The following is a 16,658-nucleotide window of genomic DNA, read 5'->3' on the forward strand; positions in this document are numbered from 1 at the left end:
AAATAAGAAACTTATGGCAACACCTCCGTTTAAGTATCAGCCTATGTTTGAAAAGGGAAAAGATACAACTGAGTATTATCTGCTTACAAAAGACTATGTATCAGTAAGCGAGTTTGAAGGAAATCCTATCCTGAAAATTGAGAAAGAAGGTTTGACTGCGATGGCTAATGCAGCTTTTCGTGATGTATCATTCATGCTTCGTCGTTCGCACAACGAACAAGTTGCTAAGATTCTGAGTGATCCGGAAGCAAGTGAAAACGATAAGTATGTAGCATTGACTTTCCTGCGTAACGCGGAAGTTGCTTCAAAAGGTGTACTTCCTTTCTGTCAGGACACTGGTACTGCTATTATCCATGGTGAAAAAGGACAGCAGGTATGGACTGGATATTCTGATGAAGAAGCGCTTTCACTGGGCGTATATAAAACATACACTGAAGAGAACCTGCGTTATTCACAGAATGCGCCTTTGAATATGTATGATGAGGTAAATACAAAATGTAACCTCCCTGCACAGATTGACATCGAAGCTACCGAAGGTATGGAATACGAATTCCTTTGCGTAACAAAAGGTGGTGGTTCTGCCAACAAGACATATTTGTATCAGGAAACAAAAGCGATCCTGAATCCCGGTACATTGGTTCCGTTCCTGGTTGAAAAGATGAAAACATTGGGAACAGCCGCTTGTCCTCCTTATCATATCGCTTTCGTAATCGGTGGTACTTCTGCTGAAAAGAACCTGTTGACAGTGAAATTGGCTTCTACTCATTTCTATGATAACTTGCCGACTACCGGAAACGAATATGGTCGTGCATTCCGCGATGTCGAACTGGAAAAAGAAGTATTGGCAGAAGCTCACAAGATTGGGTTGGGGGCACAATTCGGAGGTAAATATCTTGCTCATGATGTACGCATCATCCGTCTGCCTCGTCATGGTGCATCTTGTCCGGTAGGTTTGGGCGTATCTTGCTCTGCCGACCGTAACATCAAATGTAAAATCAATAAGGAAGGTATCTGGATTGAGAAACTGGATTCAAATCCGGGTGAACTGATTCCGGCTGAACTGCGTCAGGCAGGTGAAGGTGATGTTGTGAAGATCGACCTGAACCGTCCGATGCCTGAAATCCTGAAAGAACTGACTAAATATCCGGTTGCTACCCGTCTGTCATTGAACGGAACGATTATCGTAGGTCGTGACATCGCTCATGCTAAACTAAAAGAACGTTTGGACCGCGGTGAAGACTTGCCACAATATATTAAGGATCATCCTATTTATTATGCAGGTCCGGCAAAAACTCCGGAAGGCATGGCTTGTGGCTCTATGGGCCCTACTACGGCAGGACGTATGGACTCTTATGTAGAACTGTTCCAAAGTCATGGCGGTAGCATGGTGATGTTGGCAAAAGGTAACCGTAGCCAGCAGGTGACAGATGCTTGTCAGAAATATGGTGGTTTCTATCTTGGTTCTATCGGAGGTCCGGCAGCTATCCTTGCACAGAACAACATCAAGAGCATCGAATGTGTGGAATATCCGGAATTGGGTATGGAAGCTATCTGGAAGATTGAAGTAGAAAACTTCCCTGCATTTATCTTGGTAGATGATAAGGGTAACGACTTCTTCAAACAGTTGAAACCGTGGAATTGCAAAAAATAACCGGTTGATACCTGTTGGGATAAAACTGTAAGAAGAGGCTGTAAATGCCTTGAATTAATAAAGGGGCTGTCTGACTATTTTATTGTTAGACAGCCCCTCTTCTTATTTTAAGGACTTAAAGATTTTTCGGATATTTACTTTTGCAATGTAAACATCAAACTTTCATCAGTTATGATTACTTATTCTGTTCTTTTTTCCATTTTTCATATCTCTTCAACACCTTGCTTCCGTCTTTGTTGTACCAACTATAACCATTCCGGCGTTCGTGTCCGATTTCCGATATATCATATTTTTTAATGCCATCACGGTCGCAGAAAAAAGGCCGGTTTGTTTCCAGATCATAAAAACGTGCCCAAAGAGTAGGACAGTCTTCACAGGGAACCATGCGATAGTCTTTTTTGCCATCACTGTTAGTGAAATATTCCTTCTGTATTCCTTTTATTTCAGACTTTTGGAACCATTTGATAGCACCTTCTATGGATTTTACAACGTCTGCAGATGGATGGGGAAGTGACATTAACAGTAATACAATGTTGTCAGACTCTTGTCCGCTTAGTGACGGGAGTTCATAGGCACGTGCTTTGCAGGGTTCCAAAGTGACACGGTCATGTTGGGCGCACCACACTGTTAACTCTCCATTTTGGCGCACCTGCGTTTTGAGTATACACTCTATCCCTTTATTAAATGCATTACGTGCTTGTTCACAGATCTTGTCAGGGAGGAAAGTGTACGGAGCTTTCTTTTCGTATATGCTCCGAAGTTGATTCATGACTCTCACCATTGCATTGTCATTGTAGGTGATTTGTACATAATAACCTTTGGGACGCGGATAAAATTGAGGCCATCCACCGTTTTCATACTGCGATTTGAGCAGATATTGAATACCGTTCAGCACTCCTTCTTTATATTTCTCCTTTTGCGTAGCCAGATAAAGCCGTGACAAATATTCTATTTCTGTCGTGGTGGCATTGTTGTCAATGGTACTTTGGTTGGTATCTTCTTTAGCTTTTAGTGCCGCATTATATTCTTGTTCCGTCAGTTCTGCCGGCATATAGATATTCTTGGGCCAGCCTCCAGTCGTTTGTTGATAGAGTAACACGTTGTCACCGATGCGTTGGGCTTCTTCCGTCTTGAAGAAATCATCGTCAAATTTAGGGGCGATGTGTACCCATTCTTTGTAGTTCTGTTGTTTTCTGTAATCTGTTGCTTTTTGGGCTGAGGCGTTTGTCAGGATAAAAAGTAGCAGTAAGAAAAGACTTAGTTTTCTCATGGCTTGTATTATTTAATGTTTTTATAGTATGCAAATGTAGGAAGAAAGAAAAACATCGATATGTAATAACTGTTTTTTATACAGTAAAAATTGGGTTAACCCTCCCGATAAGAAGATTAACCCAATCAAAAAATAAATGGAAACTACTTCCTTATTCCAGATATTTCGTAATCTTTCCGCTGATTTGCAACAGGGATATTTCGCAAAGTTTCGTATTATATTCAGCAGAAAGGATGCGTTCCTCTGCATCTAACAAACTCTTTTGTGCTTCACGCACTTCAAAACCGGAGAGGTCCCCTTGTATATAACGGTCCATGGCAATATCGTGATTATCTTTGGCGGTTATCAGGTTTTGACGTTCCAGATTCAACAATTGAAGATTGTTGCGATAGGCTTGCCATAAGTTACTGAGATCAGAGCGAAGTGCTAATTCCAAGTCCTGTCGTTCCAGACGACGATTCTTGAAAGCCAGACTTGCATTTCTCTTTTCGCGGCGGCGATTACCGTCGAATATATTAAAACCGACAGTTATTCCGGCATTGAAGCCCAGTTCACCTCTTCTGCTGTTTGCATTGATGTCATACTTGTTGAACGTATATCCATATCCGGTATTTAATTTGAGATATGGATAGTTGCGTGAGTTTATTTTCTTGTAGTCCAATTGGGCAAGTACTGTGTTTTGATCGGCCTTGAGCAAAGAAGCATTGGTTGCTAACGTAGAATTCCACAAATCATCAAATTGCAAGTCGCTGTGTACGTCGATGGTGGAATCTTTGATAATAATGTTTTGATTGACATTGTTGTTAGCCATCAGTTCATTCAACTGGATGCGTGAAGAATGTAGCAATTCCTGTTGTTTGATGTATTGGGCACTGTCTGCATTGAAATCCACCTTTGCCTGCTGATAATCCAGCCCTGAAAACTTACCGACCAGGTGACTAGCCTCGGCTATGCGCAAACGCTCTTTGGAAAGTGACATTGCATAATGAAAGTTTTTCAGACGGATCTTCTGCTGGATAAAATTATAGTACTCGGAAGTCAGGGCAGCAATAAAATCTTCAATGGCAATACGCGTGTTGGTTTCCCCCTGACGTTCCAGCTCTTTCAACTGTTTATAGGTGGTACTGATATTGAATCCGTCGAAAATAGTCCAGTTGAGGTTAAGACCGACATTAACCGTCTGATCGTAGACTCCGTTGTTCTTTGTTATTTCTCCGGTAGCACGCGCCTTGGTCTCAATATTGTCCAGGTTTCCGGTATATCCGGCAGAGAAGTCCAGTGTAGGCAGGTAACCTGCATTTCCCAACGTTGCGTTGTTTTTGCTGATCTGCTCTTCGTTATGGATGATACGTAAAGAGTAATTGTTTTGCAATCCTTCTTCCAGACACTCCTTGAGAGTGAGAACTTGTGCCTTTGCAAAAGAGACTGATAAGAAGGCACATGCAATGGTGATATAAATGATGCGTTTCATGCAAATTCCTTTCTGTTTCATTCTTGTAGTTTTTTGATTCGGTTAGTCGAAATGTAACTGTAAATAGCCGGTACAATGTACATCGTAAGCAGAGTGGATACGACCATACCACCTACTACCGCCGTACCCATGGCAATACGCTGGTTACAACCTTCTCCGGTGGCAAATGCCAGCGGGATAAGTCCCAAAACCGTAGAGGCACTTGTCATCAGAATCGGACGGAGGCGTTGAAGGGCAGCATCTTTGATGGCGCTCATTTTATCCTCTCCGGCTTCCTGTTTCTGATTGGCAAATTCTACAATAAGAATACCGTTCTTCGCCACCAGACCGATCAGCATGATAATACCGATCTGGCTGAAAATATTCATCGTAATATCTCCGAAATACATGAAGACCAAAGCTCCGGCAATAGCCAGCGGCACTGTCAACATGATAATCAACGGATCTTTGAAACTTTCAAACTGGGCTGCCAGAATCAGGTAAATCAAAAGGATAGCCAGGATAAAGGCGAACATCAGACTGGATGAACTTTCACGATATTCTTTCGAGTCTCCCGACAGGGCAGTGCGGAAAGTGTCATCCAATGTTTCTTTGGCAATCTTATCCATTTCATCCAAACCTTGTCCGATTGTTTTGCCGTCTGCCAATCCCGCAGAGATGGTAGCTGACACAAAACGATTATAACGATACAACTTTGGAGGTGCAATACCGCTTTCCAATTCAATCAAGTTGTCCAGCTGAATCATATCCCCGTTACTGCTACGGACGTAAATAGCTTTCAGGTCGGCCGGTTTGTTTCGTTGCTGGCGGTTGATTTCACCAAGAATCTCGTATTGTTTACCATTCATATAGAAATATCCCATACGCTGTCCACTTAATCCATATTGCAGCGTTTGAGCAATGTTTTTGGTACTTACTCCCATAATACTGGCCTTGTCGCGGTTGATCTGAATACGAGCTTCCGGTTTACTGAACTTCAAATCAACGTCTGCCATCTGGAAAACAGGATTCTCATATACTTTAGCCATAAACTTGGGCAACACTTCTTCCAGCTTTTCCAAATTGGTAGCCTGAAGTACATATTGTACAGGCATGCTTCCACGACGTCCGCCGAAAGAAGACTGCTGCTGTACGAATGAACGCGCCATTGTTTTCTTCTGTACCGCTTTTGATATTTTCTCTGCCACATCCATCTGGGTATAATTACGTTCATTCATATCCTTCAGCGTGATGCGCACGTTTCCGCTACCGCTGGATACACGGGCAGTTACAGCCTCTGCATCAGGCAGAATGGAGTCTACCAGTTGATTGATGTCTTCTGTGTAATCCCTGATATATTCATAGGTGACGCCTTCCGCTCCTCGTGTATTGATACTGATTTGCGAACGGTCTTCAAGTGGGGCCATTTCCGCAGGAACTGCATTCCACAGAATACCAATCAGGCAAATGGTGATGAAAGTAAATGGAAGAGCGATCCAGCGTTTACTAAGAAAAGCGGCAAGCGAACGGCTGTATAGCCGGTTCATTCCTTCAAAGAACGGTTCTGTTTTTGCATAGAACCAACTTTGTTTTTCTCGTTTAATGAGTAACTTCGTTGCCAACATCGGAGTGAAAGTCAATGCGGCAAATGAGGATATAATCACCGAACCCGAAATTACGATACTGAACTCACGGAATAATCGTCCCGTCATTCCATCCATAAAGACGATAGGGAAGAATACCGCTACCAGCGTAATAGTGGTGGAAATAACGGCAAAGAAAATTTCTTTGGCTCCTTCTATTCCTGCTTCTTTCGGGGCCATTCCTTTCTCTATACGGATGTAGATATTCTCTGTCATAACGATGGCGTCATCTACCACCAGTCCCACCGATAGTACGATGGCGAGCATGGAAAGCACATTGATGGAGAATCCTGCCAGATACATAACGAAGAAAGCACCGATAAGCGAAACAGGGATTACGATACAAGGTACCAACGTGACGCGCCAGTCACGCAGGAAGAGGAAGATAATGATGATTACAAGTACGAAAGCCTCATATACAGTGGACTTAACCTCATTGATAGACGCACGGATAAACTTGGTATTATCAAAACCATAATTATAGTGTACATCTTCCGGCAAGTCTTTTTTCATTTGCTCCATACGTTGGTATACAGCATCCGCAATCTCAATGTGGTTGGCTCCCGGCTGTGGAATGACTACGACACCCACCATAGGAACGCCGTTCATTTTCATATAACTCTTAATATCAGCCGGCCCCAGTTCAGCACGTCCGATATCACTGAATCGTACAATACGGTTATTCTCTTCTTTGACAATCAAGTCATTGAATTCATCTGCGGTATGCATCAATCCTAGCGTACGGATCGTCAACTCGGTGGTATTTCCTTCGATACTACCTGAAGGAAGTTCCACATTTTCGTTATCTACAGCGTTTTTAACATCGACGGGAGTGATACCATAGCCTGCCATCTTTACCGGGTCAAGCCAAAGGCGCATGGAGTAACGTTTCTCTCCCCAGATAGATACACTACTTACATCGGAAATAGTCTGTAATTGTTCTTTCACAGTCAGGTCCGCTATTTCACTTAATTCCAACAGAGAACGTTTGTCACTTTGAAGGGCAACCATCAAGATAGGCATGGCATCGGCATCCGCTTTTGAAACTGTCGGTGGGTCACAGTCGCGAGGCAGATAACGTTGGGCACGTGAAACCTTGTCACGTACGTCGTTGGCCGCTGTTTCCAGATCGACGGACAATTCAAATTCTACTGTAATACGGCTTTGTCCCTGCTGGCTCACACTGGACAAAGAACGGATACCGGGAATACCGTTGATATTCTGTTCCAACGGTTCAGTTATCTGGTTTTCGATAACGTCGGCATTAGCTCCCGGATAAGAGCAGCTGACAGAAATAATCGGATTATCTACCGACGGATATTCGCGGACACCCAAATAGTTGTATCCGATGAATCCGAAAAGGAGGATAATAATCGTTAATACTGTGGCTAATACCGGGCGACGTATACTTAATTCGGAGATGTTCATTGATTTATGATTTCTGATTTATGATTTCTGATTTCTGAATTATGATTTCTGAGTTATGGATTGAAGATTTCTGATTTTTGAATTATGATTTCTGATTTCTGAATGTTTGCTGTATTTTGCTGACTTATAAATCATAAATTATTTGGCTTATAAATCATAAATCAGAATTCATAAATCATAAATTCTCATTCTTCAATATTGTCAAGTGTTACGGCGAGTCCGGTACGGAGTTGCAATGTTCCTGAAGTGATGATTGTGTCTCCTACGTGCAATCCTCTAATCACTTGCACTTCAGATGCGGTGCGGATACCAGTAATGATATCCACCGGTTCGGCCTTTCCTGATTTATACAGATAGACTTTATCTTTACCCATTTCCGGCACAATTGCTTCCGTTGGGATGGCTATTGCATTAGGTATTTCATCCTTTTTCAACAGTACACTGGCATAACGGCCGGGAAGTAGGGTGCGATTGACATTCGGGTATAATGCACGGGCGGTAAATTGATGCAGATTCGGATCGATGGCAGATTCTACAGCGTATACCTGTGCGCCAAAAGCATCCAATGTTCCTTCAACGCTGAAATTGAGATTGGTACCCTTTTTGATTTGCTTGGCATAACGTTCCGGAACGGAAAATTCAACCTTCAGTGGAGCGATTTTTGTCAGCTTGGCAACGACTGTGGTCGGAGACGCATACGTACCGATACTGACTTGGCGAAGTCCGATCACTCCGTCAAACGGAGCACGTAGCTCTGTCAGTTCAATATTAGCTTTGATAATTTCTATATCGGCATTCAGAGTTGCTAAATCCGTTTTCACCTGTTCGTAGGCTTCTTTACTGACAGCATCCCGTTTCAATAAAGCATCCTGGCGGAATACACGGTCTTCTGCCAGTTTCAATTGCGAAATCAACCTTTGCAATTGTGCCTGCAACTGTCTGTCATTCACTTTGGCTAGTAATTGGCCTTTCTTTACGGCTGTTCCTTCTTCAAAGTTGATTTCTACAATCTTTCCCGACGTTTCGAAAGACAAATCCACTTCTTCATCGGGCAGAAGTACACCGGTAGTGGTGAATTCATCTGTCAGAGATTGCGGTTTTATGACCTTGGCATTTACATTTAAAACTTGTTTCCCTCTTTTTTTATTACCGCCCATCACTTTGTCGGCGGCTGCTAGTTCGTCGTTTTTTTTCGGTAATTGTGAGTAGATTCCTCCACCGATAATCCCGGCACCAACAAGAATAATGATGCCCCATTTAGTCTTCTTATTCATGGTTTAGTATTGTATATGGCAATTATAATATAATCTTTGAAGATTAGACTTTCCCTGACTGGAAAGGTTTAATCTGTAAATGATAGAAAAAAAGTTAATGCATCTTTTTCAGTTTAATAAGCTCATACACTTAAGGGAACTATTCTTTTATGGCATATAGAAGGGTGGTTGACAAGACTTTCCCTTTTTTAGTGATAGTTTCTGATTTTACCAGCCCAATATTTTTGGCATACCAGTCTATTGAATATTCGGTTTCTGAAATGAACATGACTTTTCCTTTTTGTTCCGTGTAGATTTTAATGCAATCAAAATCTCCCGCAGGAGTATGTATGGTTTCACGTCCTTTATATTTTCCTTTTAGAGAAGCTTTCATAGTCATTGGTCCTGATTTTTGCAAGAAATTACACTGTGGTATATCATCTCCATTCTGAACATGATCCTTTAAAGGTATGCTAATTCGTCCTTCTGCATATATGTTCTTAGAATATTTCTGATATTCATATTCTGATTTACCATCCAAAAGGATAACTTCGGTCATATCTTGACTCTTATGATAAATATAGAATAACCTGTTGATACCACTTTTTATACTTAGAGAATCATAGTGCTCTCCGAAAGCATCTTCTCTTATGATTAAGCGATCACCTTTATCAACCACGTCTGCGATGCACATAGTATCTTTCAGTGTTTTTCCTTCCTTTACTTCGGTTGTTACATAGTAAGCAGTTCTTCCTTTTTTAATACTGCAATATTGTGCATGTGCGGAAATTATGTATAAAATGAAACATAATAAAACTAAGATTTTTTTCATATTGTTTTTTTGTGTGTACTATTATAACTATAAGTGTGAACAGCATTGGTTTTATAAGCACGCTGCTCGCATTTTTTCTAATAAGCAGCCCGATATTTTCCTTCCTCTTTATCTTCCAACATATTGAGATAAGAGGTATAACGGGATTCGCTGATGAGGTGCTCTTCCACTGCTTTGCGTACGGCACATCCCGGTTCATGACGATGTGTACAGTTGCCATATTTGCAGTCGGCGGAGGTTTTGAATATTTCGGGAAAATAATGTCCGATCTCTTCTTCTTCCATATCGAATGTGCCGAAGCCCTTGATACCCGGAGTATCGATGATATAGCCATCTCCTTCCACAGGGAACATTTCGGAGAAAGTAGTAGTATGCATTCCTTTGTTGTGGTAAGAAGAAATTTCGCCGGTCTTGGCTGCTATGCCCGGCAGTATGGAATTGATAAGAGTCGATTTGCCGACTCCCGAATGTCCGGAAAATAAAGTAATCTTGCCTTCCAGTGCTTTTTTGATTTCAGCCACTCCAGTGCCGTTCTTTGCGGAAACTTTGAAGCAAGGGTAGCCGATTTGTGTGTATAAGTTGATAAGTGCGTCCAGATAGCGGAGTTCATCTTCGTCGTAAGCATCTACCTTATTAAATACCAGTTTTACAGGGACGCGATAGGCCTCTGCGGATGCAAGAAAGCGATCAATAAAAATAGTGGAAGTTTCCGGATAATTGATGGTTACCACCAGCATACACTGGTCGAGATTGGCAGCAAGGATATGAGATTGTTTGGAAAGATTGGACGAGCGGCGGATGATGTAGTTCTTTCTATCTTCTATTTCACTGATAAAAGCAGTGCCTTCCTGATTAAGTATAATCCGGACACGATCACCCACTGCAACAGGATTAGTACTGCGAATCCCCTTCAACCGGAAATTCCCTTTGATTTTACATTCAATAGATTGTCCGTCATCGGTTTTCACCTGATACCAACTACCCGTGTTTTTGATTACTAATCCTTTCATATAAATTATAAATTAAAAATGAAGAATGAAGAATTCAGGCTGTGTTTCAACTGAATAATACAGCATTATAATTCCTCATTCTTCATTCTTAATTCTTCATTATTTTTTAGACGGTCATAATTTCTTTATCCTTTTCAGCCAGCATATCATCGATTTGTTTGATATACTTATCATGGATTTTTTGCAGTTTGGCTTCCGCATTCTTCTGCTCGTCTTCTGCCAATCCGTCTTTTACGGCCTTTTTCAGTGCGTCGATGCCGTCACGACGCGCGTTGCGTACGCTTACTTTAGCCGTTTCGCCTTCTCCTTTACACTGTTTTGCCAGTTGTTTACGGCGTTCTTCCGTCAGGGGAGGGATGCCGATACGGATCATTTCTCCATTGTTTTCGGGCATGATACCGAGGTCAGAGTCGATGATTGCTTTTTCGATGACACGGAACATGCTTTTATCCCAAGGCTTGATCACGATACTGCGGGCGTCCGGAGTAGTAATTGCTGCTACATTGCTGATAGGTACCATACTTCCGTAAGAATCTACGCGGATACCATCTAATAAGCGTGCACTCGCTTTTCCGGCGCGGATATGTGCCAGTGCTTCTTCCAGATACATGATGGCCATATCCATCTTTTCTTGTGCATTGTCAAGGCAAGTCTTTACGTCTACCATATTTTTTGAGATTTAAAATTGCATTTTGATTGATTAAGTAGCAAAAGTATATTATTTTTTGTTCATCTGCAACAGCATACCCATCTTTTTTATGAGTGACTTGCCAATGATAATCAGGGTAACGGCGGTGATAATCATTAAAATACCCATCATTAAGCGGGGAGTCAGTTTTTCGTGAAACAGGAGAACACCGAAGAATAAAGCTGTCACCGGTTCCAAAGCACCCAATATTGCCGTTGGTGTAGAGCCTATATAATGGATGGCCAGTGCGGTACAGACCAGTGATACGGCAGTTGGCAGGATGGCGAGTGATAATACATCGGCCCAGAGCCAGGCAGACGGTATTACTTGCAGTTCCGTACAGAAATTTAAACGGACGATATAAACCGATAGTCCGAACAAAATGGCATAGAAGGTAAGTTTCGTGGTCGGCAGGTTTTTCAATGTCGAACGGTTTACACCTACTATATATATAGCATAAGAGAGTGAAGACAACAGAACAAAGATAATTCCCAAAGTCGATAGTGGTTTGTTGCCGTCTCCCTGATAAAGCAAGGCAATGCCTGAAAGTGCCAGCAGGATGGAGAAAACGGTAATGGCGGAAATCTTTTCCTTGAAGAATATTCCCATGATGACAGCTACCATCACCGGATAAACAAACAGAATCGTTGAAGCAATTCCGGCATCCATATAATTATAGCTCATAAACAAAAGCAGTGATGAAAAAGAGAATAACAATCCCATAATGACTAAGGGCAAAACGTCTGCCTTATGAAGTGCAAAAGACTGATGCTGCATTTTCATCAGAATACCCAATACGATTGTCGCAAAGAAGTACCGGTAGAATAAAACGGTATCGACACTCATTCCGGCTGCATAGAGCGGAAGTGCAAAAAGAGGATTCATACCGTAGCTCGCAGCGGCAATCGCTCCATAGATAAAACCTTTGGTTTTGTTAGTCATTGTTTTGCTTTTTTTAATGGCGTGCAAAAGTACGCAGTTCACCAATGATAAACAAGTGTTTAGGCGGTTGATAGTATAATTTAATCTTTCGTATGCTAAAAACTATTTCTTGGTAAAGAGATAACTAATCTTGTTTATGCATAAAATTAATCGTCTGACTATAGTCAAACTTGCGTCTGACTACTGTTGAACTTTCGTCTGACTACTGTCAGACGAAAAAGAATCAACTGTCAGACGATTAATTTTATTCGATAGGGAGATTAGTTATACGCCTTCCGAGTAATAGTCTGTAGGCAATAGGCAATCAGGTTTTTGAATAAACGCTTGCATATATCTTGGATTTTCCCGAATATTGCATCTGAATTATCGAAAAACACAGATGGCCAAAGCTAAATTTCTTGTTGTTTATTGCCTGTTCATATCGGGACTTTGTTGCATGGCAAATGTGACGAAGGATATCAATATGCGCTTTAAGGACGTAAGGCAGGGGCTTTCTCATCAAACGGTCAATTGTTTCTATCAGGATGAATTCGGATTTTTGTGGATCGGCACTCAAGACGGGCTGAACCGATTTGACGGACGTAAGTTTGAAGTATTCAAGCCGGATAACGCTAATCCTTATTCCATCAATATCAATAATATCAGGCAGGTTTGCGGAAATAAAGCCGGATTGCTCTTTATCCGCAGTTTGCAGAGCGTGACTCTTTATGATATGCGTTTGAATCGTTTTAGGGTGTTGCGTGAAGGAGAAGTTGCGGGAATCTGTTATGCGCACGATGCATTATGGATAGCTACCGGAAAGGAAATCTACCGTTACCGCAACCTCGACCAGGCGCCCGAGTTATTCTTTTCATTTCCTTCGGATGAGGGGGATGTATTGATGAACAGTCTCATGGTTCGTCAGAATCAGACAGTGGTGGTGGGGACTTCCTCCAAAGGGATATATTGTATGGACCAGTCTGCACACATCACCCGACGTATGGATGTGGGAGCTGTCAATTCAATAACGGAAGATAGAAACGGAAGTATCTGGATAGCTACCAGAAACAGAGGGCTCATACGGTTGGATGAAGATGGAACACTTACTCATTTCAAACATAATAAGGTAGCTGAAAATACGATTAACCATAATAATGTGCGTCATGTGACGCAAGCTAATGATAGTCTCCTGTATATCGGAACCTATGCCGGTTTGCAGACTTTAAACCTGTTTACCGGAGAGTTTACAGATTATGAATATGACTTGAATGTGGAGGCGGCCGATATACGTTCTATTATTTCGATGCATTACGACACTTCGGGGACTTTATGGTTGGGGACTTTTTATCAGGGAATCCAATATTATAATGTAGCGAATGATGCTTTCCATTTTTACCGCTCGTCTACGGCTGTTGGCGGTCATTTGAATTCTTATATTATCAGTTCCATTGCCGAAGACCGTTCCGGACGGATCTGGTTTGCAAGTGAAGGAAGCGGGTTGAACTATTATGATAAACATACCAAACGCTTTTTCCCTTTAAAAAAGGTCTATTCTCAAGAGCTTTCTTTTAAGATAGTGAAGTCTCTTTATTATGAGAAAGAGCCGGATTATCTTTGGGTAGCTTCTCTTTATCAGGGAATCAACCGGATTAATCTGTCGACCGGGCATATAGAATCTATCTCGGAAAACATCTATACTCCGGAAGGAAAAACAGTTGTTGACAGAGCCTATAATCTGGTGAAAATGATAGAGTTTGCCGGCCACGATTCTTTATTGATAGCTGCCAAGGGAGGATTGCTTGTGTTGGATAAGAAACACCTTCGACTTCATCATTTCGAACACCCTTCGTTGGCTGCCAAACATCTGTCGCAGGTTTGGGATATGACGTTTGACAAAGACGGGGATTTATGGCTGACTACCTCTTTTGATCTGATACGAGTCAACCTCAAAGCGGGCACTGCCCATAGTTATCCTTTCTCCCAAATAGCGCAGAGCACAGCGCAGCATCACATCAACCACATTTTATGTGATAAGAAAGGACGTATATGGCTGGGATCGACAGGCTCGGGAATTTATCTATTTGATAAGAAGACAGATTCTTTTGTGGGATACGGAGCGAAACAGGGATTAGAAAATGGATTTATAACCGGATTGGTGGAGAGCCCTTTGGATGGTTCTATCTATGTGGCAACCAATGGTGGTTTCTCTAAATTCAACCTGGCAACGACTACATTCGAGAACTATAACAGACAGAGTGATTTTCCCTTGAATAATGTAAATGATGGAGGGCTTTATATTGCGTCCGACCACGATATTTACGTGTGTGGTCTGGCGGGTATTGTCTCTATCGCCCAGGAAAAGTTGAACAAACAGTCTGTTGACTATGATGTGTTTGTAAAACGGGTGCTTGTGGATAATACGGAAATACAACCACTTGATTCGTTGGGGCTTATCAAAGAAACCGTACTGTATGAACATCGGTTAGTATTGCCGCCCAGATATTCTTCCGTCACTTTTGAGATAGCAAGTAACACCCTGAATAATATTTCTAATATCGGCCTGGAATATAAACTTGAAGGCTTTGACAACGAATATATGAAGGCGGGCGATAATACGATGATTACCTATACCAATCTTCATCCGGGGCATTATACTTTCCATGTCCGTGGCGACCAGGTGGGCGTTCACGGTCGGGAAGCACCTTCCGTTAGTTTTGAGCTGATAGTGGAGGCTCCGGTTTATCAGCGGGCATGGTTTATTTTGCTGATGGTGCTGGCAGTTATCCTCATTGCCGGCTATATTATCCGTATGTTCTGGATACGAAAAACCTTGCGGCACTCTTTATTGGCCGAGAAACGGGAAAAAGAGTATATCGAAAGTGTGAACCAGTCCAAACTGCGTTTCTTTACCAATGTATCGCATGAATTCCGTACTCCGTTAACGCTTATATCCAGCCAGCTCGAAATGCTCCTGATGCATAAGGACATTATTCCTGAAGTATATAATAAGATTCTGGATATTTATAAAAATTCCCGCCGGATGAATAACCTCGTGGATGAAGTCATTGATATACGCAAGCAGGATCAGGGATACTTGAAACTAAAGATTTCTAAAGAGAATATTGTGGCGGCGATAGAGGAAATTTGTGGTTCTTTCTATAGTTATGCCCAACTGAATAAGATAGATCTCCGCTTTTCTTCCACTCTGAAAGAAGCTGATTTGTATATTGACAAAACACAGATAGAGAAAGTATTCTATAATTTATTGTCCAACGCTTTTAAGTATACGAAGCCTGGTGACTGGATTTCTGTTGAGCTGTCAGCAGAAGGAGATAATGACATTGTGATTTCAGTCAACAACCTGGGGGTAGGCATTGATAAATCCAAGATCAAACATGTATTTGAACGGTTTTGGCAGGATGATTCGGCAACAACCACACGAACTGTCAAAGGATCGGGCATCGGATTGGCGATGGCGAAAGGAATTGTAGAGTTGCATCAGGGAACCATCGGAGTGGAAAGCGAACTGAATGGAGTTACCTCTTTTACCGTTACTCTCCACCGGGATGCGAATATGAATATGGAAGTCTCTTCCTCCGCAGACGAGCACGTTGCCGAACATTATATAATAGAGTCTCAAGAAATCTCGGAAATGGTGAAGCCGGATAAAACGGTGAAAATACTGATTGTAGAAGATAACCCGGAAATGCGTAAGGTATTGACGCAGATTTTTGAACAGATATATGAGGTATATACGGCTGCTGACGGGCAGGAAGGATTGGAACGGGCTTCTTCGCTCCAACCGCAGATGATTGTAAGTGACATCATGATGCCTGTCATGTCCGGACTGGAAATGTGCGAGAAGTTGAAAAGTAATTTGCAGACCAGCCATATACCTGTTGTCTTGCTGACAGCCCGTAACCGGGAAGAACATACCTTGGAAGGCTTGCAGACAGGTGCGGATGATTATATCTCCAAACCTTTTAATATCAAGATATTGGTAGCCCGGTGTAACAATATCATCCAGACTCGTAAACTACTTCAACAGCGGTTTGTTCGAAACGACGAACCTAAAGTGGAAGACCTTCCGTTCAATCCGATCGATAAAAAGATGTTGATGGATGCTACGGCGATTGTGGAATCTTATATTGATAACCCAGACTTTGACGTAGCTACTTTTGCACGAGAAATGTGTATGAGCAGAACGTTGCTTTTCACTAAATTGAAAGCATTGACCGGACAGACCCCGAATGACTTTATTTTATCTTTGAGACTGAAAAAAGCAACAGAAAAATTGCGGAATGACCCCAATGCCCTGATTGCTGATATAGCATTTGATTACGGTTTTTCTAATCCAAGTTATTTTATCCGGTGCTTTAAAAATGCTTATGAAATTACTCCGGCTGCTTATAGACGGAAATATACAAACTCTTAATTTATAGTGTTTTATATACTTTCTGCCTGACGAGATTTGTACTATTTGAACTTTTATACGGACGATTCTATTATTCG

Annotated in this window: 10 protein-coding genes; 2 read left to right on the forward strand and 8 right to left on the reverse strand. The window is 41.9% G+C overall.

From position 1 onward, the window contains the following. The first annotated feature begins 13 nt into the window (after positions 1-13). Entirely contained in the window at positions 14-1,651 is a 1,638-nt protein-coding gene (locus tag DWZ47_RS00210; RefSeq protein WP_004306525.1) for a fumarate hydratase, read from the forward strand. A 175-nt stretch (positions 1,652-1,826) separates the two neighbouring features. Here the strand turns inward: DWZ47_RS00210 and pelA are convergent, their stop codons facing one another. From pelA to DWZ47_RS00250, 8 genes are all read right to left on the reverse strand, one after another. Beyond that, positions 1,827-2,921 carry a pectate lyase gene (gene pelA / locus DWZ47_RS00215; RefSeq protein WP_032843034.1) on the reverse strand — a complete coding sequence of 365 codons (1,095 nt, stop codon included), beginning with the start codon at positions 2,919-2,921 and terminating at the stop codon, positions 1,827-1,829. Between the two features lie 151 nt (positions 2,922-3,072). After that, entirely contained in the window at positions 3,073-4,413 is a 1,341-nt protein-coding gene (locus tag DWZ47_RS00220) for a TolC family protein (protein ID WP_004306530.1), read from the reverse strand. Further along, positions 4,410-7,442, reverse strand: a complete 3,033-nt coding sequence (locus tag DWZ47_RS00225; protein ID WP_117512075.1) for an efflux RND transporter permease subunit — start codon at positions 7,440-7,442, stop codon at positions 4,410-4,412. The genes DWZ47_RS00220 and DWZ47_RS00225 overlap by 4 nt, the downstream gene beginning before the upstream one ends. A 185-nt stretch (positions 7,443-7,627) precedes the next feature. Then, positions 7,628-8,716, reverse strand: a complete 1,089-nt coding sequence (locus DWZ47_RS00230; protein ID WP_004299195.1) for an efflux RND transporter periplasmic adaptor subunit — start codon at positions 8,714-8,716, stop codon at positions 7,628-7,630. Positions 8,717-8,855: 139 nt separating this feature from the next. After that, positions 8,856-9,527, reverse strand: a complete 672-nt coding sequence (locus tag DWZ47_RS00235; protein ID WP_032854609.1) for a hypothetical protein — start codon at positions 9,525-9,527, stop codon at positions 8,856-8,858. A 77-nt stretch (positions 9,528-9,604) separates the two neighbouring features. Next, complete coding sequence (rsgA, locus tag DWZ47_RS00240) at positions 9,605-10,537, reverse strand: ribosome small subunit-dependent GTPase A (protein ID WP_008650069.1); 933 nt, start codon at positions 10,535-10,537, stop codon at positions 9,605-9,607. 106 nt (positions 10,538-10,643) lie between these two features. After that, entirely contained in the window at positions 10,644-11,204 is a 561-nt protein-coding gene (gene frr / locus DWZ47_RS00245) for a ribosome recycling factor (RefSeq protein ID WP_004299198.1), read from the reverse strand. A gap of 51 nt (positions 11,205-11,255) precedes the next feature. Beyond that, positions 11,256-12,167 carry an EamA family transporter gene (locus tag DWZ47_RS00250; RefSeq protein WP_004299199.1) on the reverse strand — a complete coding sequence of 304 codons (912 nt, stop codon included), beginning with the start codon at positions 12,165-12,167 and terminating at the stop codon, positions 11,256-11,258. A 379-nt stretch (positions 12,168-12,546) separates the two neighbouring features. Here DWZ47_RS00250 and DWZ47_RS00255 point away from each other — a divergent pair, with 379 nt between their 5' ends. Further along, the gene (locus tag DWZ47_RS00255) at positions 12,547-16,581 is read left to right on the forward strand and encodes a response regulator (RefSeq protein ID WP_117512076.1); all 4,035 of its coding nucleotides are present in this window, start codon (positions 12,547-12,549) and stop codon (positions 16,579-16,581) included. The last annotated feature ends 77 nt before the right edge of the window (positions 16,582-16,658 follow it).

Source organism: Bacteroides sp. AF32-8BH, from assembly GCF_003435205.1.
Taxonomy (GTDB): domain Bacteria; phylum Bacteroidota; class Bacteroidia; order Bacteroidales; family Bacteroidaceae; genus Bacteroides; species Bacteroides ovatus.

Coding starts and splice junctions, on each gene's coding strand:
- DWZ47_RS00210 (WP_004306525.1), top strand. CDS start 14: ATGGCAACACCTCCGTTTAAGTATCAGCCTATGTTTGAAAAGGGAAAA.
- pelA (WP_032843034.1), bottom strand. CDS start 2,921: ATGAGAAAACTAAGTCTTTTCTTACTGCTACTTTTTATCCTGACAAAC.
- DWZ47_RS00220 (WP_004306530.1), bottom strand. CDS start 4,413: ATGAAACAGAAAGGAATTTGCATGAAACGCATCATTTATATCACCATT.
- DWZ47_RS00225 (WP_117512075.1), bottom strand. CDS start 7,442: ATGAACATCTCCGAATTAAGTATACGTCGCCCGGTATTAGCCACAGTA.
- DWZ47_RS00230 (WP_004299195.1), bottom strand. CDS start 8,716: ATGAATAAGAAGACTAAATGGGGCATCATTATTCTTGTTGGTGCCGGG.
- DWZ47_RS00235 (WP_032854609.1), bottom strand. CDS start 9,527: ATGAAAAAAATCTTAGTTTTATTATGTTTCATTTTATACATAATTTCC.
- rsgA (WP_008650069.1), bottom strand. CDS start 10,537: ATGAAAGGATTAGTAATCAAAAACACGGGTAGTTGGTATCAGGTGAAA.
- frr (WP_004299198.1), bottom strand. CDS start 11,204: ATGGTAGACGTAAAGACTTGCCTTGACAATGCACAAGAAAAGATGGAT.
- DWZ47_RS00250 (WP_004299199.1), bottom strand. CDS start 12,167: ATGACTAACAAAACCAAAGGTTTTATCTATGGAGCGATTGCCGCTGCG.
- DWZ47_RS00255 (WP_117512076.1), top strand. CDS start 12,547: ATGGCCAAAGCTAAATTTCTTGTTGTTTATTGCCTGTTCATATCGGGA.